The sequence below is a fragment of the Methylotuvimicrobium sp. KM2 genome (assembly GCF_038051925.1).
GTDB lineage: Bacteria > Pseudomonadota > Gammaproteobacteria > Methylococcales > Methylomonadaceae > Methylotuvimicrobium.
Genome location: NZ_CP150634.1, coordinates 4228601 through 4252309, shown reverse-complemented (window position 1 = coordinate 4252309; position 23709 = coordinate 4228601). Strand labels below are relative to the sequence as shown.

General features: G+C 49.3%; 18 protein-coding genes. 9 read left to right on the top strand and 9 right to left on the bottom strand.

Translation table 11 applies throughout. The annotated features are described in order from the left end of the window. Nucleotides 1–64: 64 nt before the first annotated feature. The 4 genes from WJM45_RS17970 (at nucleotide 65) to WJM45_RS17955 (ending at nucleotide 4480) form a co-directional block, all read left to right on the top strand. Nucleotides 65–2407 carry a LuxR C-terminal-related transcriptional regulator gene (locus WJM45_RS17970; RefSeq protein WP_341326407.1) on the top strand — a complete coding sequence of 781 codons (2343 nt, stop codon included), beginning with the start codon at nucleotides 65–67 and terminating at the stop codon, nucleotides 2405–2407. A gap of 358 nt (nucleotides 2408–2765) precedes the next feature. After that, nucleotides 2766–3455: a PEP-CTERM sorting domain-containing protein gene (locus tag WJM45_RS17965; RefSeq protein ID WP_341326406.1), complete on the top strand. Its 690-nt coding sequence runs from the start codon at nucleotides 2766–2768 to the stop codon at nucleotides 3453–3455. 417 nt (nucleotides 3456–3872) lie between these two features. Then, nucleotides 3873–4127: a type II toxin-antitoxin system RelE/ParE family toxin gene (locus WJM45_RS17960; protein ID WP_341326405.1), complete on the top strand. Its 255-nt coding sequence runs from the start codon at nucleotides 3873–3875 to the stop codon at nucleotides 4125–4127. After that, complete coding sequence (locus WJM45_RS17955; RefSeq protein WP_341326404.1) at nucleotides 4124–4480, top strand: helix-turn-helix transcriptional regulator; 357 nt, start codon at nucleotides 4124–4126, stop codon at nucleotides 4478–4480. Before WJM45_RS17960 ends, WJM45_RS17955 begins: the two co-directional genes overlap by 4 nt. A 304-nt stretch (nucleotides 4481–4784) precedes the next feature. Here the strand turns inward: WJM45_RS17955 and WJM45_RS17950 are convergent, their stop codons facing one another. After that, a complete protein-coding gene (locus WJM45_RS17950; RefSeq protein ID WP_341326403.1) occupies nucleotides 4785–4910 on the bottom strand; it encodes a hypothetical protein in 126 nt (41 codons plus the stop codon). A gap of 767 nt (nucleotides 4911–5677) precedes the next feature. Between WJM45_RS17950 and rimK the strand changes: the two genes are divergently transcribed. Then, nucleotides 5678–6583, top strand: coding sequence for a 30S ribosomal protein S6--L-glutamate ligase (gene rimK / locus WJM45_RS17945; RefSeq protein ID WP_341328971.1), 906 nt, complete (start codon nucleotides 5678–5680; stop codon nucleotides 6581–6583). 1 nt (nucleotide 6584) lies between these two features. Further along, nucleotides 6585–7637, top strand: coding sequence for a succinylglutamate desuccinylase/aspartoacylase family protein (locus WJM45_RS17940; RefSeq protein ID WP_341326402.1), 1053 nt, complete (start codon nucleotides 6585–6587; stop codon nucleotides 7635–7637). A gap of 345 nt (nucleotides 7638–7982) precedes the next feature. Here WJM45_RS17940 and corA read toward each other — a convergent pair whose 3' ends face one another. The 3 genes from corA to WJM45_RS17925 all read right to left on the bottom strand — a co-directional run bounded on the left by corA (nucleotide 7983) and on the right by WJM45_RS17925 (nucleotide 11109). Further along, nucleotides 7983–9053, bottom strand: coding sequence for a magnesium/cobalt transporter CorA (gene corA, locus WJM45_RS17935; RefSeq protein ID WP_341326401.1), 1071 nt, complete (start codon nucleotides 9051–9053; stop codon nucleotides 7983–7985). A gap of 297 nt (nucleotides 9054–9350) precedes the next feature. Then, on the bottom strand, nucleotides 9351–10754 hold the full coding sequence (locus WJM45_RS17930) for an MBL fold metallo-hydrolase (RefSeq protein WP_341326400.1): 1404 nt from the start codon (nucleotides 10752–10754) through the stop codon (nucleotides 9351–9353). An 88-nt stretch (nucleotides 10755–10842) separates the two neighbouring features. After that, nucleotides 10843–11109 carry a hypothetical protein gene (locus WJM45_RS17925; protein ID WP_341326399.1) on the bottom strand — a complete coding sequence of 89 codons (267 nt, stop codon included), beginning with the start codon at nucleotides 11107–11109 and terminating at the stop codon, nucleotides 10843–10845. Between the two features lie 99 nt (nucleotides 11110–11208). Here WJM45_RS17925 and WJM45_RS17920 point away from each other — a divergent pair, with 99 nt between their 5' ends. Together WJM45_RS17920 and WJM45_RS17915 are read left to right on the top strand one after the other, a co-directional pair. Beyond that, nucleotides 11209–11385: a hypothetical protein gene (locus WJM45_RS17920; protein WP_341326398.1), complete on the top strand. Its 177-nt coding sequence runs from the start codon at nucleotides 11209–11211 to the stop codon at nucleotides 11383–11385. A gap of 208 nt (nucleotides 11386–11593) precedes the next feature. After that, nucleotides 11594–12124: an SRPBCC family protein gene (locus WJM45_RS17915; RefSeq protein ID WP_341326397.1), complete on the top strand. Its 531-nt coding sequence runs from the start codon at nucleotides 11594–11596 to the stop codon at nucleotides 12122–12124. Between the two features lie 931 nt (nucleotides 12125–13055). Here WJM45_RS17915 and WJM45_RS17910 read toward each other — a convergent pair. The 5 genes from WJM45_RS17910 to WJM45_RS17890 form a co-directional block, all read right to left on the bottom strand. Then, the gene (locus WJM45_RS17910; protein ID WP_341326396.1) at nucleotides 13056–14444 is read right to left on the bottom strand and encodes a sigma-54 dependent transcriptional regulator; all 1389 of its coding nucleotides are present in this window, start codon (nucleotides 14442–14444) and stop codon (nucleotides 13056–13058) included. 3 nt (nucleotides 14445–14447) lie between these two features. After that, on the bottom strand, nucleotides 14448–15869 hold the full coding sequence (locus WJM45_RS17905; RefSeq protein WP_341326395.1) for an ATP-binding protein: 1422 nt from the start codon (nucleotides 15867–15869) through the stop codon (nucleotides 14448–14450). Between the two features lie 141 nt (nucleotides 15870–16010). After that, nucleotides 16011–16742, bottom strand: coding sequence for a DUF2490 domain-containing protein (locus tag WJM45_RS17900; protein ID WP_341326394.1), 732 nt, complete (start codon nucleotides 16740–16742; stop codon nucleotides 16011–16013). A gap of 58 nt (nucleotides 16743–16800) precedes the next feature. After that, entirely contained in the window at nucleotides 16801–18729 is a 1929-nt protein-coding gene (locus tag WJM45_RS17895; protein ID WP_341326393.1) for a proton-conducting transporter membrane subunit, read from the bottom strand. Nucleotide 18730: 1 nt separating this feature from the next. Next, nucleotides 18731–21310 (bottom strand): DUF2309 domain-containing protein, encoded by a 2580-nt coding sequence (locus WJM45_RS17890; RefSeq protein WP_341326392.1) that lies wholly within the window; start codon nucleotides 21308–21310, stop codon nucleotides 18731–18733. Between the two features lie 646 nt (nucleotides 21311–21956). On the opposite strand from WJM45_RS17890, the gene WJM45_RS17885 reads away from it, so the two are divergent. Beyond that, nucleotides 21957–23603 (top strand): SulP family inorganic anion transporter, encoded by a 1647-nt coding sequence (locus WJM45_RS17885; protein WP_341326391.1) that lies wholly within the window; start codon nucleotides 21957–21959, stop codon nucleotides 23601–23603. Nucleotides 23604–23709 lie beyond the last annotated feature (106 nt).

The window sequence follows — 23709 nt, the reverse complement described above, 5'->3', positions numbered from 1 at the left end:
AGTTTTGGCGATACGCAATATTCCGCTAACTTGGTCGGAAGAACCTCAGATACTGGCTTCCCGCATGGATAATGCCCACGGAATTAGAATCGCTGTCAATGGGCTAGTGAATGCGGTATCTACCTACCAGGGACAACGCTTGGTATTGATCATGGACGACTTACACCGTGTTAATGACAGGGGGGCTTTGAATCTACTGGACAACCTAATCAATCAATTACCGATTCATTGCGCATTCATTATTGGCTCAAGAATCCAGCCGAATTTATCTTTGCCTCGCTGGCGAGCAAATGGAGAACTGGGCGAAATACTGACAGCCGACCTGCAATTTAATGAACACGATGCGATGGCTTTCGGAGCTTCACTATTTGGAAAACCTATACCTGAAGTGTTGGCTCGGCAAGCATTAAAGCACACTAAAGGCTGGGCCGCCGGCCTTAATTTAGTGTTCTCTACAGCCAATAACCAAACCAAAGCGGATTTTTCGGTGAACAGGGCAGATCGACATCTGTTCGACTACTTTGCAGCGGAAGTACTGGCGGATTTGCCGACAGAACTGCGAGAATTTTTACTACATTGCTCTATTCTGCCCGAACTCGACCCGCACCGATGTAAGGCTGTCACCGGCCTCAACGAAACTCACCTTATACTGGACGAATTGTATCGGCGTAATTTGTTTTTGACTGCCTTGGATGACATGGCGCCCGTCCTGAAGCTTCACGATCTTTTTCGTGATTACCTCAAATGCGAACTGGAGTTACGTTACCCAGGGCTGAAGGAAGAGCTGCATGCCAAAGCCGCGGTAGCCGAGCCGGTTTTGTCCCTCGCCATTATGCACTGGCTTAAGGCAAAGCGATGGGATGAAGCCGTCACCTTGATTCAGAGCTGCTCGGCATCGGTGATGGCCGAAGGCGGGTATGCGTTACTGGAACGCTGGCTCAATCAGCTACCCGAACATATACAAAATGACCGGCCAGAAGTGGCGCAATTAAAAGGTATGTGTAAATGGGCGCACTATGACTCTTTCGGCATGCGCGAGCACTTAGAATTAGCTTGTGTCGGGTATCGCCGACAAGGCGATACGGTAAATTTAGCGCACACCTTATTCATGTTGGGGCGCAGCCTACATTCCGTCGGCGCTCTAAAAAGTTGTAGTCAGGTGTTGCAAGAGGCCAATAAGCTCAAAACCGAATTCAACCCACAGATGTCCGCAGCTTTCCATTCGGTACGTGCCTCGCAGGCTTTGGCGATCGGTCGATCATCACACATAGCACCCAACCTTCAAGCCATGATAGCCGCCGCCGAACAAGATCTTCACAACTTGTTTCCGGCGATCAGCGATGTATTTAACGTTTTTCTTTACGGCATGCCCAACACGCTTCAGCCCTTATGCCATCTGCGGATGTTATGCTCCGCCTGGAGCGAACGGGAAAACGTGCATTGGATGGTAGAAGCCATGGCCAATACCGCATGGCCGGAATTCTGGCACGGTGACTACGCTACAACTCTGAATGCGCTGGAAAGGCAATCTCGCTTTCAACAACGAATGGCGGCCGTACCCGCCCTTTGGTTAGACTTCCATCAACTCAACAGCCGGGTATTAGCCGCGCAGGACGATTTCGAGCAGGCTATAGCGATAGAACACCGCAACCTGCAAATCGCCTCCTCCGACGAATTCGGCGCTTTGGCACTGGCATGGCGCAGACCGATTTTATTCAATTTGGCCTGCGTCTACTGGATGGCACAGGATACAGAAGGTTTGGCCGAACTGATGCCGCATATGTGGCTTAAACGACAACCGGAAGAATGGCCTTTTGTCGCCACCGGCCTGGCCTTGGTCAAAGGCCGACATGCCTTATTGTCAGGGAATTTACCTGAAGCCGAAATAGAACTGGTGCGCGCAAAAAAGCTTTACCGGCATTGGCGTTGTCCTGGCTTTACCGGCAATCCTTCTATCAGCCTCGCCCACTTGCGGGCAGTGCAAGGCCAAGCCGAAGCAGCCTGGGCCGAATTTAAGCCAGTGCTTCAGGAGGCCGTCCGTGAAGACAGCATTGGCCCGTTGTTGATGGAGCCACGCCAGTTGCTCACCGAATTGTTCGCACTAATCCCGCCGGACAAACAGACACGTTACCTTGATATACAGCACAGACTCGAAGGCTGGCAGCAGACATCGCCGTTATCCTGCACCAATCTGAACGAAAAAACACCGCACAACTTATCTGAGCGGGAATTGGAAGTACTCGAACGCATAGCCGCCGGCGACTGCAACAAGCAAATTGCCAAAATTTTCAATTTAAGCCCCCACACCGTGAAACGCCACGTTTCCAATATCCTCAACAAACTAGACCTTTCAACCCGCGGGCAGGCTGCCGCCTGGTGGCGCCAGCATATCGGTCGCACTGATTAACTCGGCACACCTTCTTCGCTGTCAACAGCACTAAATCGGGTCTAATGGCCCATTTTTTTGGAGTGGATGGCTCTTTTGGGTGATGAGTCAGCTTGCTTTTGTGATTAGACTCAACTTGCTCCTGTTTGGAGGGATATTGGATATGTAAAATTCATGACTCTCACAGCTTAAGTGTCAACGAACACTAGCACAACCCTTATTTTCTTTTGTCGGTTCTTGGTTGTTACAAGTCACTGAATTACTAAATTGTTTTTCGCATCCTGGCCCACCAATATAAAAATGACTAAGTACTAGACATGCTCGTTAGGGTTTTAACACAGCGTTTAACGATATGACTTGAATCTACGGAGAAAGAAAAATGAGAAAAAATTTTTTAACTAGTTTAGCAACTGTAATCATCACATCAACAATATCCGTAACAACCTATGCTTCAATGATAACCGTAAGCCAAACGGATAATTCAAATGTTTTTAGCAATTTTAATTTAGATACCGGTGTATCTTTGGGTGGTGGTATTTTCAATGATCCGATAGCCGATATTGAATACGATTCCTTAGGCAATCTTTTTGCATTAACCACAACAGGGTTATGGAAACGATCGACTTCGGGATCAATCTCACGACTATCAGGTGTTTCAGCCCCATTTAACGGTGGTGGCGACTTGGCTATTTCTTCGTCGGGAGTGATCACCGTAAGCTCAACGGATAATTCAAATGTTTTTAGCAATTTTAATTTAGATACTGGTGTATCTTTGGGTGATGGTGTTTTCAATGATCCGATAGCCGATATTGAATACGATTCCTTAGGCAATCTTTTTGCATTAACCACAACAGGGTTATGGAAACGATCGACTTCGGGATCAATCTCACGACTATCAGGTGTTTCAGCCCCATTTAACGGTGGTGGCGACTTGGCTATTTTTGAAGTAGCATCTGTTTCAGAGTCATCTAATATTCCAGAGCCCTCGACTATGCTTCTTTTAGGCACTGGCTTAGTGGGTCTAGCGAAAACAAGAATTAGAAATAAACTGAACTTTGCGCGCAATTAAAATAGCAAGGGGGTTACGGGGTCAGGTCTTTCAATCATGCACCATTGAAAGACCTGACCCCATATTTCTCGTATTTTTTTACGGTAACCTTGCGGGATCGTACTTCGGATGTGTTGGTGCGGCATGTGGATCTGCTGCGGACGGCGTTTCGCTCTGTACGGGCAGAACGACCATTCATTATTGATGCAATTGTTATTCTTCCGGATCATTTGCATACGGTGTGGACATTGCCGACAGGTGATGCGCATACATCAGGGGCAGGTCTTGAATTTTGCAAATACAGGACTGCATAAAAGACCTGATGCAAATTACAAGACTTGAACCTATCTCTCCTATCTCTCGATAAAAACCCGCCGAAGCGGACTGTTAATCGTTTTATGCGATTGTAGATTTATAGCGTTTTGCTATAATTTGATCATGTATCGGATTATCTATCGTAAAGATGCCGCTAAGGGGTTGTCTAAGCTACCCGTCAAAATAAGGGATAAATTTGTCGTGTCATTCGGTCGGATTGCTGTTGGACAAGAGGCTGGGCTTGATATTAAAAAGCTGGAAGGGCGCGATGGTTTGCGCTTGCGTGTGGGCGGGTATCGGGCGCTTTATCGACAATTAGACGATGTGTTGGTGATCGATGTGATTAAAATTGGCAGCCGAGGAGATGTATACAAATGAGCGTGCAGTTTATTGAGAAAAACGGCCATAAACAATATGCCGTAGTGCCGGTTGATTTATATGAAACATTGTTGGAAAAGGCCGAAATGCTGGACGATATTAAAGCTTATGATGAAGCTATTAAGCGCGATGAAGAGTGTATTCCTGCCGATGTGGTTTACCGGCTGCTGGATGAAAATAAGGTCAGGGTATGGCGGGAGTATCGCGGCCTGACCCAATCGGAATTGGCAAAGCAATCTGGTTTGGCGCAAGCCACTATCGCCCAAATCGAAGGCGGAAAGCGGACGGGGTCGATAGCGGTATTGAAAAAAATCGCCGAGGCGCTACGGCTGGATTTGGATGATCTGGCCTAAAATCGAAAGCGAGCGGTTTTGGTCGTCCGTTGTGGCCTGTAGGCCGTTAACCTCAAAGGAGTTACCCATTAGCCTGTCGTAGTCAATAAGCCAAAGTAATCCTTCAAGCATATTTTGGCTTGTTGAATTCACTGTCTTTGTGAGCCAATGTCTTCAACCGATTATCGGTTTAGTCGTGGTTTTGACTGGCTAATGGGTGAATCGTATCGTTCGCTATTGGCTTAGCGGCTCATCTGAATCAGCTCAATATCCTTTTTCAGCAATTCATTCGTAAATGTCGAGAGATCGACGCCCTTGGCATTGGCTAACGCTGCGAGGGGGCGCTGCTCTTCAGGTGAATCGGCTGTTGCAGTTGCGCGTTTTTACGGTATAAGCTTTCGAGTGTGTCGCCGGAAAAGTCGATTTCCTTATCGTGTATCTGTGTTGACATCGTCATCTCCTTATCTGGATTTGTTCTCATATTGTTGACGTTTCCGGCGAGTTGCTTCACCAGCCGAGATCAGACGGATTTTTGCCGTAGGCGTCCATCATTTGATAGGGTATGGGTCCCGCCAATATTAACTCAAGCCTTTATGGTTAATCTGGGTAGGGTTTTGGACCTTAGGTACGCATAGCGTACCCTACAATTTATGTATAACAATGAGCACAGAGCTTGGGAATGCAGCCCGAGATGCTCTAGCGTCTCGTACCGCTGGAGCGGTACTCAGGCATTCCCCCACGCAGAGCTCTCATCGTTATACATAAGTCAAGAATTACCGTTTTGCAATCTTAGCCAATGAGGACTCGATACCATTTTTTGTCGCCCAACGTTCCCGACTTTCCCTCACCTAGCGTTAGGTGAGGGACGATCTGGGGATCGCTCCCACAGAGCATCCGGCCCCTTGTGGGAGCGACGCCTTCGTCGCGATTTCGAAGCCACTGATGTTCAATATCCGCAGATTTATCAAACAGCACCGCTTCCAAGTATACGGCGACCTCTGTTTAGCAAATTTACCGATACTTGTGTATAACGGCGAGCGCAGAGCATGGGAACGAGAATGCCTTGGGACTGAATATATACAGGCGCAGTTCAAAAACGCAGAATAGTTTTCTTATTTGTTGTTCACAGACTATCCTATGCGACGAAAAACTGTGTAATATGCCGGCTTGAATATAATTAATAAAATTGACGATGAACATGAGGAAAATTACCGTTTCATGAAAATTGCATTGCTTTCCAGAAATCCTAAGTTGTATTCCACGCGGAGACTGATAGAAGCGGCGGAAGCAAGGGGCCACCAAATTGAAGTCATCGACGTGTTGCGTTGTTATATGGAGATCACGTCGACAAAGCCGGGTATTCATTATAAAGGTACGGCATTGGAAGGATTCGATGCGGTCATTCCCAGAATCGGCGCGTCGGTAACATTTTATGGTACAGCGGTGCTTCGTCAGTTTGAAATGATGGGTACTTATCCGCTCAATGAATCGGTTGCGATTTCAAGGTCCCGGGACAAGCTGCGTTCATTGCAGTTATTATCCCGCAAAGGCATCGGTTTGCCGGTGACCGGTTTTGCACATAAACCGGACGATATCGAAGATTTGATCAAAATGGTCGGCGGGGCTCCGGTCGTCATTAAGCTTCTCGAGGGCACACAGGGCATTGGCGTCGTATTGGCCGAAACGAAAAAAGCGGCGGAAAGCGTTATCGAAGCTTTTATGGGCTTGAAAGCCGATATATTGGTTCAGGAGTTCATCAAGGAAGCTGCCGGCGCCGATATCCGTTGTTTCGTAATCGGCGATAAAGTCGTAGCGACGATGAAGCGTCAAGGCGGCGAAGGCGAGTTTCGTTCTAATTTACATCGGGGCGGGACTTCATCGTTAGTTCGGATTACGCCGGAAGAGCGCTCGATCGCGGTTCGCGCGGCCAAGACGATGGGTTTGAATGTCGCGGGCGTCGATATGCTGCGTTCGAATCATGGACCTGTCGTGATGGAAGTTAACTCCTCGCCGGGGTTGGAAGGCATTGAAACGGCAACAGGCAAAGACATTGCAGGCATGATTATTAGTTTTATTGAAAAGGATAGCCTCGGCAAATCTACTCGGACCAAAGGTAAGGGCTGACATGGCGGAATTGTTCATCGGCGGTCAGAAAATTAAAGCCGGCGAACGCAGAACGCTGGATATTCCACTGCCGAATCTTTATACCCATACCGTTGTTCCGATGACGGTACATGTGATTAACGGCCGGCAAAGCGGCCCAAAACTTTTCGTCTGTGCGGCGATACACGGCGACGAGATCAATGGCATCGAAATCATTCGTCGTTTGCTGCAATCGCCGGCGTTGCGGAGCATTAAGGGCACTTTGATTGCGGTACCGATCGTCAATATCTATGGCTTTGTTCGGCACTCGCGCTATTTACCCGACCGCCGCGACTTGAACCGAGTTTTCCCCGGATCCGATAAAGGCTCCTTGGCCGGTAGGTTGGCGTCGATTTTTTTTCATGAAATTGTCGAGCAATGCACGCATGGTATCGATTTGCATACCGGCGCGATTCATCGCGATAATCTGCCGCAAATTCGTGCCGATTTGAATGAAGGCGAAGAAACGGAAAATTTGGCGAAATCTTTTGCTGCCCCGGTTATTTTAAATTCGGATGTGCGGGATGGTTCGTTACGGGCTATCGCCGCGGAACATAAAATTCCATTATTGGTATACGAAGCCGGCGAAGCCTTACGCTATGACGAACTGTCGATCAGAATCGGGTTGCGCGGCATCATCCGTGTAATGAGGCAATTAGGCATGATTCGTCAGGAAACAGCCAAGCGAAAAAGCAGGCTTCCGGAGCCTGTCATTGCGCGTTCGAGTTATTGGGCCAGATCTTCTAAAAGCGGTTTGTTAAGGGCGATGGTCTCGTTGGGCGCCAAAGTTGATAAAGGCGAAACGCTCGGTGCGGTCAGCGATCCTTTTTATCTTGAGGACGATAATATTACCGCGCAGAATTCCGGCATTATCATCGGCAAGACTAATCTGCCGATCGTTACCGAAGGCGAGGCGTTGTTTCATATAGCCAGATTCGGTAAAGCCGACAATGCCGCCGACGTCGTTGAGCAATATCAGCATGAATTCGACCCGATGAATGAAGCTTATGAGTGGTCTGAAGCTCCGATTGTTTGAATTTGGAAAATGTCATAATTAAGAAGGTCGATTTTAGCGCTTTGATGAAACAAGCTAAGTTGATCAAGAAGGGGGGGTATTTCCAGTGATACCAATATATTACTGTGAAAGTTTGTGGATTTAGACTCATTATCTAATTTTTCGATATACAAATCTCCGCTCTGGCAATTCCGGTTCCGGAGAGGGTGCGGTTGCTCGACCGGCAGGCGTCGGCGGCAGGGAGCCGCCGTCGAGCCTACATGGACGTATTCACGGCGTCCTGTCGGGCGGAGTGACCGCACCCTCCATCACCAGAGAACTTTCATTTGCCGGGGCGATGACTAGGCCTTCATGAACGTTATTGTATTACAACCATTTCTTTCGCCGGAAGAAAACCAACAAGCCAACTGCTGTAGCGATGCTAATCGACCAGAATACCGGATAAGACCATGCCCACTTTAGTTCCGGCATGTAGTCGAAATTCATGCCGTAAACGCCGGCCAGAAAGGTTAGCGGTATAAAAATCGTCGCAAAAACGGTCAACACCTTCATGACTTCATTCATTTTATTGCTGAGACTGGACAAATAGATTTCCAGCAATCCGGCGATCAAATCCCTGTAAGTGTCCAGTCCCTCGGCGACGCGAATCGTATGGTCGTAAACGTCGCGCAGATATACTTTGGTCGTATCGCGGATTAGGTCGGATTCCGAACGAAGCAGACCGTTCAAAACCTCTCTAAGCGGTGATACCGCTCGTCGAACGAAAATCATGCCTCGTTTCAACTTTTGAATCGTATTCAGCATGTCGGGCGAAGGCGAAAGAAGCAATTGATCTTCGAGGTCTTCGACAATTTCATCCAGGCTGTCTTCGATCAAAAAATAGTGATCCACGACCAAGTCGATGATGCTGTAACTCAAATAATCCGCCCCCTGACTACGAAACCTTCCCCGGCTGTTTTGTATTCTGCGGATTATCGGGTGTAACAGATCCGACTCCGATTCTTCAAAGGTCAAGATAAAATTACTGCCGAGTATTAAGCTGAACTGTTCGTTATCGAAAGTCAGAGATTCCGCGTCGAATCGTATGACCCGGAGCACGATGAAAATAATATCGTCGAACTCCTCTACTTTAGGCCGTTGATGGGTATTGGCAATGTCTTCCAGTACCAGTTGATGAATCGTGAACTCTTTCCCCAGTCGTTCGATCAACTCGACGTCGTGCAGACCGGTGATGCTGAACCACGATACGGTGGGTTTGTCTTTCGGCGGAATCAATTTCGAAACGGTCTTGATCTCTTGTTCGATCAAGATGTCTTTACTGAATTCGATTAGTTTGATTTTGCCGGTCGTTTCCAGTCTTTCGCCAACATGGATGACGCTGCCGGGCGCGAGACCGAATTTTTCGGAAGAACTGCTTAACGAGAGGGGCTGGGTCATCGGCTATCGAGAGGATTCATCATGCGTTGTCTAAGGATTTCGTGATAAATAGCTTCCTGGAATCATGAGCTTTCTAGCGGGTTCGGTAACTCGCTTGACAGGACGCCGTAAATCCAGCACCTAAATTCCATAGCCTATTGGCCATGATTGATTACATAGATAATTTAGGTGCTGGGTAAATACATCCTTGTAGGCTTGGCGGCGGCTTTCCTTGCCGCCGACACCTGTCAATCGAGTTACCGAACCAGCCTACCCTAAATCAAAAAATAGGGAAGTTATTTATAACCAAATCCTAAATTAAAACTCAATGGTTTGTCCGACTTCGGGAAGCATAGCGTCCCAGCCGGTACGGTGAAAACATGTGCGTAACGAATGCGAGGCGTTGAGTTCGCCGTGGATCAAATACAGCCGGGGTTTCGGGTCTTTGAATGCCGAGGCCCAACGGAGCAGTTGGCTTTGGTCGGCATGCGCGCTTAAGCCGCCGAGCGTATGAATCGTGGCTTGCACATGGATTTTACTGCCTAGGATCTTCAAGTCTTTCTGACCTTCGACTAAGGTTCTCCCGAGGGTACCTTGAGCCTGAAATCCGACGAACACGACATGCGCATCGCGACGCCAGAGGTTGTATTTCAGATGATGGCGGATGCGTCCGCCGGCACACATGCCGCTGCCGGCTATGACGATGCTGCCGCCTGCGATGCGGTTGATCGCCATCGAGTCTTCAGTCGATTCGGAATAGACCAGATTCGGCAGCCAAGTTTGCCAGCCGTCTTTGCGCTTGGCGATGTGTTTGAATTCGGGGTCGTCGTCGTTGAACAAATGGCTATGATCGTCGTAAATTTTGCTGGCTTCGATCGCCATCGGGCTGTCCAGAAAGACTTGTTGTTGCGGCAACGCGCCTTCCCGATAAAGTTTACCGAGCCAATAAATCAAGTCTTGGGTACGTCCGACCGCGAATGATGGAATGATCACATTGCCGCCGTTTTCTTGAGCTGCGATGAGTATTTCGCGTAATTCGTCGAGCGTCGTATCTAATGGTTTGTGATCGCGATCGCCGTAAGTCGATTCCAATAACAGGATATCCGCCTTGGTGAGTTGGTCCGAGTCGTACAATAAAGGCGAATGCCGATTGCCGAGATCGCCGGAAAATACCAAGGTTTTTTGCTGTGGCCCTTTGCTTGACTTCAATTCTACAATCGCGGATCCGAGAATGTGTCCGGCATCATGAAAGGTGACCGACAAGCCAGGTACTATTTCAGTGGGTTCGCGATAGGCGGTAGGCTGGCGAAGTTGCAACAGAGCTTCGACATCTTCGAGCGTATAGAGCGGTTCGAGCAATTTTTTTCCGGAACGTTGACGCCGTTTGTTTTCCCACTCAGTATCGCGCAGCTGCAGTAAGGCCGCGTCTTTGAGTAATAGGTCTAGCAGATGAAAGCTGCCTTCGGTCAGGAAAAGATCGCCTCTGAAACCGTCTTTATAAAGTTGCGGCAGACGTCCCGAGTGATCCAGGTGGGCATGCGACAACACGACCGCGTCGATGTCCGACGGTTTGAACGGGAATCGGGATCGGTTTTGTTTGTCGGCTGCTTTGCCGCCTTGAAATATACCGCAATCGATCAAAATGCGCTTATTGTTCGATTCCAAGAGATAACAGGAGCCAGTCACCTGGCCGGTGGCGCCGAGAAAAGTGAGTTTATTCATAGCCAGCTCTGATTGGGACGGTTTTAATTGTGATGGTCTAGGCTGAATCGGTGGACAGTTTGAGCAGTCCACCGGCTGGTGTTTTCGATTATTTCTTAATACGATCAATGATACGTTGATAGGCTTCGGTCAGTTCATCGGCAATGACTTTGGTCGCCGATATTAATTCCTCGGTAGTTTCCTTGGTATCGTCTTTGATTTCCTCTGCTTTGTGTTTTAATTCGGTCCATTTTTTTTCGGCATGCTCCCATTCGTCTTTCGCTTCCTTACCGGCAAGGTTTAATTGAACAGCGATTTCATCGCGTTGTTGTTTGATTTTGTCGGACAGGCTTTCCAGGTCTTTTAAAAGGTCCATAGTATTCTCTCCTCATTGTGTTGTAGTCGTTTTTTGCGCTGGAGAAGTGAGCTCGGAAATAAACCGAGCATTCGGTACGTATATGTGGCTCGGGTTTTTGTGAGCAATCTGAGTATAATCCAATTCGTCGACAGCTTGGGAAGGAATTTTGAAAAGGGAAAAGAGGAAAGAGGAAAGAGGAAAGAGGAAAGAGGAAAGAGGAAAGAGGAAAGAGGAAAGAGGAAAGAGGAAAGAGGAAAGAGGAAAGAGGAAAGAGGAAAGAGGAAAGAGGCGTAGCCCGGATGGAGAGTCGCGCAATCCGGGGAGGTTCGAAGCCACGCCATTTCCGTACTTCGCTATGCTGCATTCGGGTTATATGTGTTTACTGCGGGATGGGTATGGGGTGAGCTCGGAAAAAATCCTAATGAATATTAGGAAGTTTACTCAATGCCGATACTGGGTGTTGGCAGATAATAGATTATTTAATTTTTGCTTATTATCGACTATGAAACAGTTACTGATCATTCTATTCAATTTCCTGATTTTTCCAGTGGCCGCCTTGGCGCACGGACCGACACCGCAAAAAGCCAAAGAGAGTATTACCATCGAGGCGCCGGCGGACAAGGTTTGGGATGCGGTCAAGCAATTCGGTTCAATCGCGGATTGGCATGAAGATGTACAAAAAAGCGAGGGCGACGGTAAGCACGAATCAGGCGGCAAGCGAACGCTGACTTTTACCGATGGCGAAAAACTCGTCGATGAGCTCGATTATTACAGCGACGAAAACCGAGAATACAGTTACCGCTTGAACAAGGAAAACGTCAAAGCGTTGCCGGTCAGTTCTTATTCGATTGAATTGCAGGTGACGCCAGGAGAGACCGATAGCAGTAGCATCGTGATTTTGAAAAGCCGTTTTTATCGAGGTGACACCGGCAACACGCCGCCGGAACATCTAAGCGACGAAGCGGCGGTTAAGGCGATGACGCATTATTTCAAAAACGGCCTGGCCGGCCTGAAAAAACACGTAGAGAACTGAGATTTAGAAGGCCGCTCACACGGCATTACGGAGCAGGAATACTATCGGATTTTTATTTCAGGGTATCAGCGTTTGTATGTTCATCTCGTGTAAGCATTCAGTCCCACGGCCATTCTCGTTCCTATGCTCTGCGCTCATCTTTATACACAAGTACTGGTAAAGGTGCTGAACAGAGGTTATCGAATATCTGGGAACGGTAGTTTGAGGTTTCACCAATCCGGTGTAAGTGTTGTAGACCCTTCATGCTTCGACTTGGCTCAGTACGAACGGTCTACAACACTTATCAACTGCTATTTTTAGGTTGAAAGTCAATGGCTTTCCCTCACCTAGCATTAGGTGAGGGACGACGAAGGCGTCGCTCCCACAAAGGGTCAGATGCTCTGTGGGAGCGATCCCCAGATCGCGATTTCGAGGCCGAGAGTGTAAAATGACAATAAATGGTATCGAGGCCACATTGGCTAAGATTGCAAAAGGATAATTTATGACTTATCTATAACGATGAGTGCTCTGCGTGGGAATGCCTGAGTATCGCTCTAGCGGGTACGAGACGCTAGAGCGTCTCGGGCTGCATTCCCACGCTGGAGCGTAGGAATGATAGGGGGTGTGAATAATTACCGTCTCGTAGATCAAAATTCGGTGCCGGGGCCGGTCTCCGTCAAAGAACGCCGTGAACCCAGCACTTAAATTATCTAAGGGAGCGAACCATAGCCAATGGCTTATGGAATTTAGGTGCTGGGTGAATACTTTCATGTAGTCTTGACGGCGGAATCTGATTGCCATGGATGGCATGAATGCAGATTTTGCAGGAGCAAAAATCTGCCCTGCCGCCGACACCTGTCAATCGAGCTACCGAACCTGCCTTCTTTGCATTAAAAATAGGGAAGTTATTTATGACCGAATCCTAAGGCGTATGTTCGCTCGAGTAGAGGTATTATTCGTTGATGTACTTCAGGTGATGTTTTTGAACCCGGTAACGCAAGGTTTCCCGGGTTGCGTTCAATAACCTTGCCGCCGCCGTTACGTTCATGTCGGAGCGGTTCAGAGCCTCTTCGATGATTCGTTTTTCGATGTCTTGCAGAGACAGGCTGCCGTCCAGCGGAATGAATATGCCGTCTTCGCGGATGTTGGATTTCGTTGACGGTAAATTAGGCAATTGCAGCCAATGCTCGGGGAATACTTCGCTATCGGAAAGCAGTACGCAACGTTCAATGACGTTATGCAATTCCCGAATATTGCCGGGCCAATCATAGGCTTCAAGCTTTCGCCAGACGCTTTCATGGACGATGGCAAGGTTTTTTCCGGTTCGGGCATTGCCTTCGGCGATGAATTGCCAAACCAGCTCGCGAAGGTCTTCCTTTCGTTCGCGCAAAGGCGGAATATGCAGGTTGACGATATTCAAACGATGATACAGGTCGCGCCTGAAAGTGCCTTTCTCGACGCTTTCCAGCAAATCCCGGTTAGTTGCCGCGATGATTTGTAAATCGACGCTGATTTCCTGCTCGCCGCCAAGACGGCGGAATTTGAATTCCTCGACCGCTTTGAGCAGCTTGCCCTGTAAATCGAGATCCATCTCGCCGATTTCGTCCAGAAACAAGGTGCCGGTGTTAGCTTGTTCGAGCAGGCCGTGACGGCGCTTCTTCGCGCCGGTAAATGCGCCGGCTTCATAACCGAACAGTTCTGACTCCAGTAAATCTTTCGGAATGGCCGCGCAGTTCAACTCGATCAACGGACCTTGTGCGCGTTGTCCCGAATAATGCAACAGACGGGTCACAAGGCCCTTGCCCGAACCTGTCTCGCCGGTAATCACCAAGCTGGTGAAACGGACTTTCGCCAATTGGTCGATCATGTCCTTCAATCTTCGAATGGATGCGCTGTTACCGATCAGCGCATCGAGCGAATAGCGGTTATGACGAAGGTTCGTCTCCTGGTGTAAGCGCCGCTGGGCTCTAGCGCTTCGCGCCGCGCCTTCGACTAGCATATTCAAGCGGTCTAAATCGCAGGGCTTTTCGAGAAAATCGTAGGCCCCCAGTCTTAACGCCTTCACCGAATCGGCCACAGTACCGTAACCAGTTAAAAACAACCATTCGGTTTGGCCGATGTTGGGACGGATTTTTTCCAGAAACGCCAAGGCATTGCCGTCGGGTAAATTCATATCCGAGATTACGACCGACGGATCCAAAGATTGATCGATCAATTGATGTTCGGCTTTAGCAAGTGTATCGGCAACGACCGCGTTCCAGCCTTGCTTGCTGAAGAAACGAGCCAACTCGCTACCCAGCAAGGTCTCGTCTTCGATTAGGAGCAGATTATTATTGTGCATGGTTTAGAACGGAAGGTTCATTGCCGCGCACGCATGCCCTTGCGCGTCGTTGCTTAAAGACAAATCGCCGCCAAGGGACTTTGCAAATCGGCGTACCATCGACAAGCCCAGCCCGGTACCTTGTTCATGTGTGCTGGCGAAAGGGCGGAAGCCCTGGGTCAGCACCTGCTCGGAAAAACCGGGGCCCGTGTCGCGGACTTCGATGAACAATCGACCGTTTTCGACATAGGTATGGACATTGATTGTTCCACCGACCCCGGATAATTCCTGACAAGCGTTCAATAATAAATTAAGCAGCGCTTGGCGAAATTCGGTTTCAGGCAGTAAAGGCTTGATTTCTTGATCGATATGCTTTTGGAATTTAATATTTTCGCTCACCTGATATTTAAGTAGGGTCAGCAACTCGCTAATGACGATGTCGAGGTCGACCGGTTTAGGCGCCTCCGGCTTATGCCTGGCGAGAGACAATAATTCATCGAGTCTTTGATTCATTCGTTTGGTTTCATTGACGACCAATTGCAGACGCAGAGACAATTCGGCTTCGGTGCATTCATTCTGGATATTGCGTAATGCGGCTTGTATGCCGGCCAACGGATTACGCAATTCATGCGCGGTACTCGCGGCCAATTCGCCGATTGCCGCCAAACGGTCCGACCGAGCAAGACTTTGGCTTTGTTCGAGCAAAGTATGCGTTGCGCTACGGATTTTTTGTTCCAATAATTGCGTATGGTTTTGATGTTCGCGCTCCAATTCGGCGAGTCGAATGATCAAACGGTTGTAGTTGCTAAACAGGGGGTCCAATGCCGGTTCGATATTCCGGTATTCAATCGGCTGAGGCTTGCCGTCCGCCAACAGCGACAACAATTCCTTCAATGCGTTCAATGGTGCCAATATTTTTTTGCGCCAAAAGCGCAGGTCCAGTAACAACAAAGTTACGAAAACGACGGCAGGAAAAATAATAGCGAAATTAAGCTCCCATTCGCTATCGGTATAAACTTGATTCAGTAGCTGCTTTTCTTCGTCGATTTGGCGATTGAAAAAAATGCCGGCAAGATTTAATGTCTTCATCAAGTCCTGGTGGTATTGTGCGGGATCGGATAACGACAACCTGTTGCTGATTTCGATCAACTCCCTTGTTTCCTGTGCATCCGGATATTGCGCTTCGAGGCTAACGATAATACCGTTCAATAGATCGGGGTCGTGACGGATCGAAAGCGGTGCGCACGAAATATTATCCAATTGATTCAAATACAGATCGAAAATCCTCTCTTGTAGCTGTCGGCCGTAGGCTATATCTTGTTTGATAACGTTGATTCGATGCAGATTGCGCCATGTGATGCCGCCGAGAGCGAGCAATTCGATCAGGATGAACAAACCCAGCGTCGCTCCGATAATCACAACCGGACGGTATAAAATGTTATTCATTTGATGCGAGTACACAAAATTGTTTGAAGTTTCATTATAAGACGATCAGTCAATAGCTTGCCTAATTGTATCGATAGTCTGCGTTTGATCGGCGGAACGCCCGTGTAGTTTCCAAAATTCCGGTACGGCTTCCAACGATTTTTAAAACTTATAACGTAGATTAACTTGCATATTATGAGTGAATAGATTGTTGAGGGTAGTCGTATCGATATATTGGCCTGAATAACCTAAATCGAGTCCGAAATGATCGGTGATTTGGTAACTTAGGTCGCTCATGATACGGTTTTCTGATAATCCGCGTTTACCGAAGCCGTTTTCGTTCAGATAGAAAAATACTTCGTCGCCGATATAAACACTCAAACCTCCGATCGGCAAATCATGACTGATTTGCACCAATTGCCGCGCGCGGTAACCGGTATCTCCGGTCATTCTGTTGATGCGCTGTTCGGAGCGGGTCCGGCTCGTCAGCTTGAAATCTCCGATGGCGTGGTTCCAGGTCAAATCCTGGTAAGGCCGGCTTTCCTGATAGAAAGGTTTATTCAACGGATCAATCCAGTCGTTGACATAGCCGAGCCAGAGGGAAACATCGTCATTCAGCCGATAACCAATTTGGCCGAACAATAAATTTTCGGTAAAACGAGAGCCCTTAGGCGAATCGTCTCGGGTACGAGTTTGATTCATAAGCTGCCATTGTAATTTATCGAGCATCGGACTTAGTGATTTGAAGTTGCCTTGGATGATTAACGCACCCCATACACCAAACATGTCGCCGCCGAACTGGTCGACCGCGATAGCCGGCATCGCCAAGGTTGCCGTTAAAATTCCGAGCAACGTCATCGCCGCCTTTCGATAGGTTTTGCCGGTTTCGAGCATAAGTTTCTCCATTATTTTCTATCGGGTTGATTTTTTATCATCACACGTTTCGTTTCGGTTATTCGGAGGATGGTTGAGCGAGCGTCTCAAGCGGTGCGGAACGATTGGGTTGGTCGGATGAGATGTCGACGGAATAATCGTTCAATTCGCTCGGCCGTCCCATACAAAGACGTTGATAGATCCGGGCGGCCGCAATACCGTTGATGACGAAAGTAAGTGCGATCGGCAATGCAAACCAGGGCGCGTGACGGCCGGCATGCGCCAATAAAAGATCTTCGCCGAGAAAAGCCGGCGATACCGGAAAGCCGGTAAGCCCCAAAAAGCTCAGGAAGAACAGTAACGACAGTTTCGGTTCCGTTTCCGCTAGAGCGCGGTATACGAAAGGCGATCCGTCGAAACGGCCGAGTTTGAGCATTTTCGATAAGACATACAGCCCCATCAGCCATGCCGGTACGATGCCCGTGGCGAACAATACGGTACCGGTCCATCTATCCGGCTCCAAGAACAGGACGGCAGTGCCCGCCAAAGCCGAGCTCAGCCCGATCGCATTCCAAACGCCGAAAGCGTTGTGCTTGTACCCGAAAGCGCTGAACGAAGCGAGTACCGAGAGCACCGACAACAAAACGGCAGGGTAGCGATGGTCGATGCCGAATGCGGACAAGATTAAAACGACGGACACGGTAAGCCCTTTCGTCCAGGGATTGATCGCGTTGATTTTCGCCCCGGCGCGTTTCAGCGGCGTCCAAAGCAATCCGCGTACGACGATGTCCAAATAGCCTTCCTGCAACGAAAAGACATACAAGGTGTTTTGCAATACTTCCGGCAACGTGTTGCGTAACGAAGCCGGCAAAAAGCGAAATTTCGGCGTGCGGTCGATATAAAATCCGCCATCGGTCGAACCTTCGACGCGCAACAAATGCGCCACGACCGACGGCGACACCAGCAACTGGTAACAGCGAAGAAAGGCGTTGCCGAGAAAATGAATCAATACCAGCGTTTCCAATCCCAAGGCCAGTTCGACGAACATGAACCCGACCTGTGCGATCGATGCGTACGCGATTTGGCCCTTGATGTTCGACTGGGTTTTTTCGGACAAAGCGGCTATCACGATCGTCGATAGACCGACCATCAAGACTAGAATTCGGGTGAAGACATGAAAAGACCAGATCGGCATCGTGCGCAACAAGAGAAACACGCCCAGATGGACCGACAATGCGCCGTAAAAGATCGCGCTCGACGGCGTCGGCCCCTCCATCGCGCGAGGCACCCAAAAACAGAACGGAAATTGCGCCGATTTACCGCTGGCCGCGATCAGGATCAGCAGAGAAAGCAGTAACAACGATCCGTAACCGGCCGGCGGAATGAAATCGTTGTCGAACAGCATCGCCAATTGGCTGAAATGCTGGCTTTCATGAAACAGCAGATGGCTCATCCAGGCGCCGAGCAGCAATCCGATATCGCATAGCCGGTAGATGCTGTAGGCGCGCAGCGCATTGCGTATCGGTTGCGCGCGATGCCGATAGAATGCGATCAAAACGAATGATGAAATACCGACGATCTCCCAGCCTGCGAACAACAGATCGATCGTTCCGGACAGAATGATCACGTTCAGTCCGAACGCAAAGCCGAAAATCGTCATGAAGAAGCGTTTGTAGCCGGCCTCGCGATGCAAATAGACGCGGCAATATTTGACGATGACCGAAAAAACCGCCCAAGTGCAGAATAAATAGACTGCACCGACTCGGTCCAGATAAAAAAGCAGCGGAAAGCGATAGTCGCCGGCCGCATACAGCGTGAAGACGTCGAATTCGTGATTCGGAAATCCCGCCGCGCTCCACATTGTCAGCAAGGCGATGATGCTCGCACCCATCGCATGGCTGCTCCAGGTGCTGATCGACGAGATTTTGTGCTCGTTGTTTGCGGTCAAAAAAAGAACGATGAAACTTCCCAGCGGCAAGAAAAGACTACTCAATATCAATAAATTCATGTTACTTCCTGACGATTCGGTGCACCGGAATCGTTCCGGTTTTTCCTGATGTGATGCATTCGGATGCGGTCGTACTGGGTGTATCGTAATCGTTCGGTAAATCGACTGACTCCCATCCTTTTGCGGTATACAACGATTGGTCGCGAGTTTGAGGATCGCAAGCAACCAATCTAACCCATTCGTTATCGAGCCATCGCCGGTATTCGCCGATGTTCGACAGGCTCCGGTCTAAGACTGCGCGCGATTGCTCGGCGACTATCAGCAAACGGGCCGGTTCGTGTACTTCGATCATCTGCGACGGCAGTCCGGTTCGTAAGTCGCCTTCGACGCCGTTCGCGACACCGAGCAAGCCTATGACGTTGTGCGGCAGCTTGGTGCCGGCGCCATAAACGGAATTGTCGATGCGCGAAAACAAATATTCCAGATTGATGCCGCCGCAGACCGGTATGATCGCCGAAAGTATTCTAGAGAGCGCGTCTCCTTGCGAGTCTTGAGTCGGATCGTAGGAATGCAGGAACGCGCGACGGTCCAAAAACAGATGGCGGGTCAGCTTGCGGCGGCCAATGATGCAATATAGGTTGTTCGAATGATTCAATTCCGGGCGCGGCTCGAAGATCGAGGATGCGCGCTCGACAACGTGACGGTGCGCTGCTTTGTTCGTAAGCGATTTGGGTGCTAGTTCGAACCAGCGGCTGCGTTCCAGCGCATTGCGTTCAAGCGCCTGCCGTATCGACTGCTTAAAGGTTCGGAAGAGCGTTGCCGTTTCGGGCGGTAACGGCGGATTGTCCAAATAATGGATTTCATCACGGCTGGTATTGTGCAGTGCGGCGATGAAACGAGTATTATTCGGAATATCGATGCCTCGCTCGCGTAGTAGGGTACGAACCGGACCATGATTAGCCATCCACGCAAAGGCTCTGGCGTTGGGCGCGCCGGGTTTGCCGGAGCAGGCGCCGCAATCGTAAGCGGCGAAATGCGGATTGTTGACACTACTCGATCCGTGCGCGACAACGACGACGAGAGCCGCGAAATCGCGCGTCAGGCCGATGTTATTGAGCAGACCGCCAACGCGATCCGCCATTTCGCTCAATGAAAAGCCCAGCACATAGCCGTTATCGTTCGGTTCGTCCGACTCGCGCAGCAGATGCAGACGCGAATGGGCTTCGACTTCGCCCAAGTGTTCGATGCCGGGCAATTGCGACGTCGGCCTAAATACTTGCCAGGCCAATTTGGCGGCATAGCCTAAACCGAGCGTTTGCGTGTGAAGCCAAGTACTTAGCAGCGAACGCTCGGAAAACTCGTGGTTTTTCGTCTTAGCTTGAGTTCTCCGTTGCGTCGACGATTCTTTGATCAAGTGTTTGGGCTTGACGGTGTTCGGGCATTGCGCGACGGGATAAGCATCATCGAGGCCTTGGTATAGAAAGTCGATACCGAAAAAGCCGGCCGCGCCGAAGGTTTCGATTGCAGGATCGATTTCTTCAAGGTGGCGCCTCAACGAACATTCGCGATCGTCAAGACAAAACAATGCCTGAACCGATGGCGCCGATGTTTCCAACGAAGCCGTATCGTTATTACGCAAGGCTTGCAACAATTCAATGTGCAGCGACCATTCCATTGCCTCATGCCAAATTCTGAGCGAAGCCAATCCGCTCGTATTCGAATCCTTCATGTCGGTAATCGTCAGTGTTTCGGACGATCCCGTTGTTTTTACCTTTGGGAACCCGGAGCCTTTTTTCCTATATAAAAAAGCCAGTTCGGCGAGTAATTCCACCGCGATCGTTTGTTTCAACGAAATGTCGCGGCGCATTAGCAGAGCACTCGGGTTGCGTTCGACGAAATGTACGATGCCGGACCAGCCGGGATGGGCCAAGAGCATTTCGAGTAGATACTGTTCGTAGAGTGCTTGGTCTCCGACGATTTCATCAAGGCAAGCCATGATGGTTAGGTCGTGCGACGGGTTGCCGGACAACAGTTCTTGGACGGCCGGTTCGCCGAACGGGTAGAGCGGTAAAAAACTGTTTTGGGCGAGTCGTAACACGCAATCCCAGAACGATTCGTTCTTTTTCGGCAGTACCCATCGGCTGATGCCTTGATCCAAAAAGTTGGCCAGCAGACGGAACAATGGTGGATGAACCAGCGAGTTCAGATCGACTTCGAGCCGATTCAGCCAGGCGGTCCGTATACCGTGATTCGCCAACGACAGCGGCGGATAATGACCGCTATCGTCGATTTCGAATAACGTGTCCCTCTGCTGTTTTTTTAGTGTATTCGGAGCTCCCGACTGCGTTATGGCCCAGTCGATCGCAAAATCTTTGATGCGCCCGTTTTGATACAGGTTTTGATAATCGGATTTCGGCAAATAACTGCGCGCGCCGAAAATCCGGGCTGCCGCCGCGATTGCTTGGTGGAACGATATATGTTCGAGCGAATGCAGTGTGTTGTGATGGATGAAATCCTTGATCGGGCCCTGCGCCGGTAGCCAGTGAGCGATGCGCTCGATCGAGCGGTCGAGATCGAAGCTGTCGTTTTCGTCTGATGAAATCGACGAGTAAATTAACGGGGAGAGTTCTCGATAAGCCATGTTTCCTACCTCGATCGTATTGGAAAATTGAAAGTCGCCTTAGATCGCGAGGTTTCGCGAAGGCTTTATCCTAAAAAGAGCATTTGAGGCTTCACCAAACGGGTGAAAGTGTTGTAGGACCGTTCGTGCTGAGCCAAGTCGAAGCATGAAGGGGCTACAACACAGGCCAACTGCTCATTTAGGTTTATCAAACTCTTAACATTTTGCATGCCAAATTCCGGCTTTACGCTTTAAAAGCAATAAGTGCACGGTCGTAAAATAATCTTCTTGTCCCGCCCCAAGCGGAAGACTAGGGGCAAAATGAAGCAACTATTTTTGACGTTACTCTAAGTACTGTAGATATTCGGACGTGTTTCGGCTGGGGTTAGAAGAATGTTTGGAAGCTTTCGGTAAGGTGGTTGAAATCAACCGTTTGAATTGGTTAATTTCAACCATTACGAATCCGGTTTGTGTGCCGCATCCCGTTTGATCGTCGAACCAAAAAGAGTAGTTGAGCGCCTCAAGCCACCGTTCGCCCTGAGCCCTCAGCACGAAAGGTCTGAAACACATGCCAACTGCTCTTTTTAGGTTGAAATATCAAGCGATCGTGTTTTGGCTTGTTCATTGCTTTTCTACTGATACGTGTTCTACATGCTCAGGAGATACTATGAATACATCACTACAGACAGCTTTACCGAAAACAGGTTTAGCCGGTCTCATCGAAAACTGGCGCAGCGATTTGTTATCCGGATTCCTGGTTTTTTTGATCGCGTTGCCATTGTGCTTGGGAATCGCGATGGCTTCGGGATTCCCGCCGATGTCCGGCATCATCACAGCGATTATCGGCGGCATCGTCGTGTCGCGGTTGAACGGCTCTTTCGTGACGATCAACGGACCGGCGGCCGGGTTGATCGTCGTAATCGTCGATACGGTGCAATCTTTGGGGCAGGGCGATGCGATGGCCGGTTACCGCTATACACTCGCCGCGATTGTCGTCGCCAGTATTTTGCAAATGTTGCTAGGCGTATTCAGAGCCGGAAAACTCAGCGGATTTTTTCCGATTTCAGTCGTGCACGGCATGCTGGCGGCGATCGGTATCATTATTATCGCTAAGCAGATCCATACGCTACTGGGTGTTAAACCCGAGGCGCAATCGTTATTCGGTACGATCGCGGAGATACCGCATTCGTTGTTGGCGCTGAATCCGGAAGTGGCGCTGATCGGCTTCTCGGGACTTTTGCTATTGATTGCCTGGGCTTTGTTGAAAAAACCGGCGTTGAAAATGATTCCCGCACCGATTTTGGTTGTGTTAAGCGGGTTGTTACTCGGCCAATATTTCGATTTGGATCATGTTCATCGCTATTTGTTTTTACCCGATGCCGAAATTCTTCCGCATCATGAGTTTACGGTAGGACCGGCATTCTTGGTCGCGGTACCGGAACATTTCGCGGCCGGTTTTTATTTTCCCGACTTTTCGAAAATCGCGACAACAGAGTTTTGGATCGCTGTCGTCGCGATATGGCTGGTCGGCAGCCTGGAAAGTTTGTTGAGCGCGGCGGCGGTCGATAAACTGGATGTCTATAAAAGAAACTCCGATTTGAATCGGGATCTGACCGCGGTCGGTTTCGGAAATTTGATTTGCGGTTTGATCGGCGGATTACCGATGATCGCAGAAATTGTCAGAAGTTCGGCCAATGTCAACAACGGCGCGAAAACGGCTTGGGCGAACTTTTTTCACGGCCTGTTTCTATTGGTTTTCGTTGCGTTGCTTCCGAAATTGATCCACGAAATTCCGCTGGCTTCGCTCGCGGCGCTGTTGGTCTATACCGGCTTTCGACTCGCATCGCCTAAAGAGTTTGCTAAGACGCTCGCGATCGGTTGGGATCATTTTACGGTTTTCGTTGCGACGATCGTGGGTGTGTTGGCGACCGATTTGTTGATCGGCGTTGCGATCGGCATTGTCGTGGAGCTGTCGATTCACCTCGCCAGGGGGTTGAAATGGCGCAATGTTTTGTTGTTGGCTTATCATGTTCGGCGCACCGGAGAAGACACCTATCATATTCAAGTCAGCGGCGCGGCTGTTTTCTCGAATATCATCGGCTTGAAAAGTTTAACTGCCGGCTTGCCGAAGCGAAAAACCGTTTACTTCGACTTGTCCGAATCCGAATTGATCGATCATACCGTGATGGAGTTCATTCATCAGTTTGCCGAAGATTACCGTCGGTCGGGAGGCGAATGCGAAATCGTCGGATTGGAATATCACCGGCCTTATTCGAACCATCACCTGGCAGCTCGACGTAAGGTGATCTTTTGAACGGGATAAACGCAAGGTGGACTTAAAACCTTTCAAATTATAAGTTAATTTATGCGGAACAATGAGTAAAGATTATTATACCCATAGCTCAAAATTCGGCACCGGG

Excerpts from the sequence above, each read along its gene's own strand:
- WJM45_RS17970 (WP_341326407.1), top strand. The coding sequence starts at position 65 with ATGGATAATGCCCACGGAATTAGAATCGCTGTCAATGGGCTAGTGAAT.
- WJM45_RS17965 (WP_341326406.1), top strand. The coding sequence starts at position 2,766 with ATGAGAAAAAATTTTTTAACTAGTTTAGCAACTGTAATCATCACATCA.
- WJM45_RS17960 (WP_341326405.1), top strand. The coding sequence starts at position 3,873 with ATGTATCGGATTATCTATCGTAAAGATGCCGCTAAGGGGTTGTCTAAG.
- WJM45_RS17955 (WP_341326404.1), top strand. The coding sequence starts at position 4,124 with ATGAGCGTGCAGTTTATTGAGAAAAACGGCCATAAACAATATGCCGTA.
- WJM45_RS17950 (WP_341326403.1), bottom strand. The coding sequence starts at position 4,910 with ATGTCAACACAGATACACGATAAGGAAATCGACTTTTCCGGCGACACA.
- rimK (WP_341328971.1), top strand. The coding sequence starts at position 5,678 with ATGAAAATTGCATTGCTTTCCAGAAATCCTAAGTTGTATTCCACGCGG.
- WJM45_RS17940 (WP_341326402.1), top strand. The coding sequence starts at position 6,585 with ATGGCGGAATTGTTCATCGGCGGTCAGAAAATTAAAGCCGGCGAACGC.
- corA (WP_341326401.1), bottom strand. The coding sequence starts at position 9,053 with ATGACCCAGCCCCTCTCGTTAAGCAGTTCTTCCGAAAAATTCGGTCTC.
- WJM45_RS17930 (WP_341326400.1), bottom strand. The coding sequence starts at position 10,754 with ATGAATAAACTCACTTTTCTCGGCGCCACCGGCCAGGTGACTGGCTCC.
- WJM45_RS17925 (WP_341326399.1), bottom strand. The coding sequence starts at position 11,109 with ATGGACCTTTTAAAAGACCTGGAAAGCCTGTCCGACAAAATCAAACAA.
- WJM45_RS17915 (WP_341326397.1), top strand. The coding sequence starts at position 11,594 with ATGAAACAGTTACTGATCATTCTATTCAATTTCCTGATTTTTCCAGTG.
- WJM45_RS17910 (WP_341326396.1), bottom strand. The coding sequence starts at position 14,444 with ATGCACAATAATAATCTGCTCCTAATCGAAGACGAGACCTTGCTGGGT.
- WJM45_RS17905 (WP_341326395.1), bottom strand. The coding sequence starts at position 15,869 with ATGAATAACATTTTATACCGTCCGGTTGTGATTATCGGAGCGACGCTG.
- WJM45_RS17900 (WP_341326394.1), bottom strand. The coding sequence starts at position 16,742 with ATGCTCGAAACCGGCAAAACCTATCGAAAGGCGGCGATGACGTTGCTC.
- WJM45_RS17895 (WP_341326393.1), bottom strand. The coding sequence starts at position 18,729 with ATGAATTTATTGATATTGAGTAGTCTTTTCTTGCCGCTGGGAAGTTTC.
- WJM45_RS17890 (WP_341326392.1), bottom strand. The coding sequence starts at position 21,310 with ATGGCTTATCGAGAACTCTCCCCGTTAATTTACTCGTCGATTTCATCA.
- WJM45_RS17885 (WP_341326391.1), top strand. The coding sequence starts at position 21,957 with ATGAATACATCACTACAGACAGCTTTACCGAAAACAGGTTTAGCCGGT.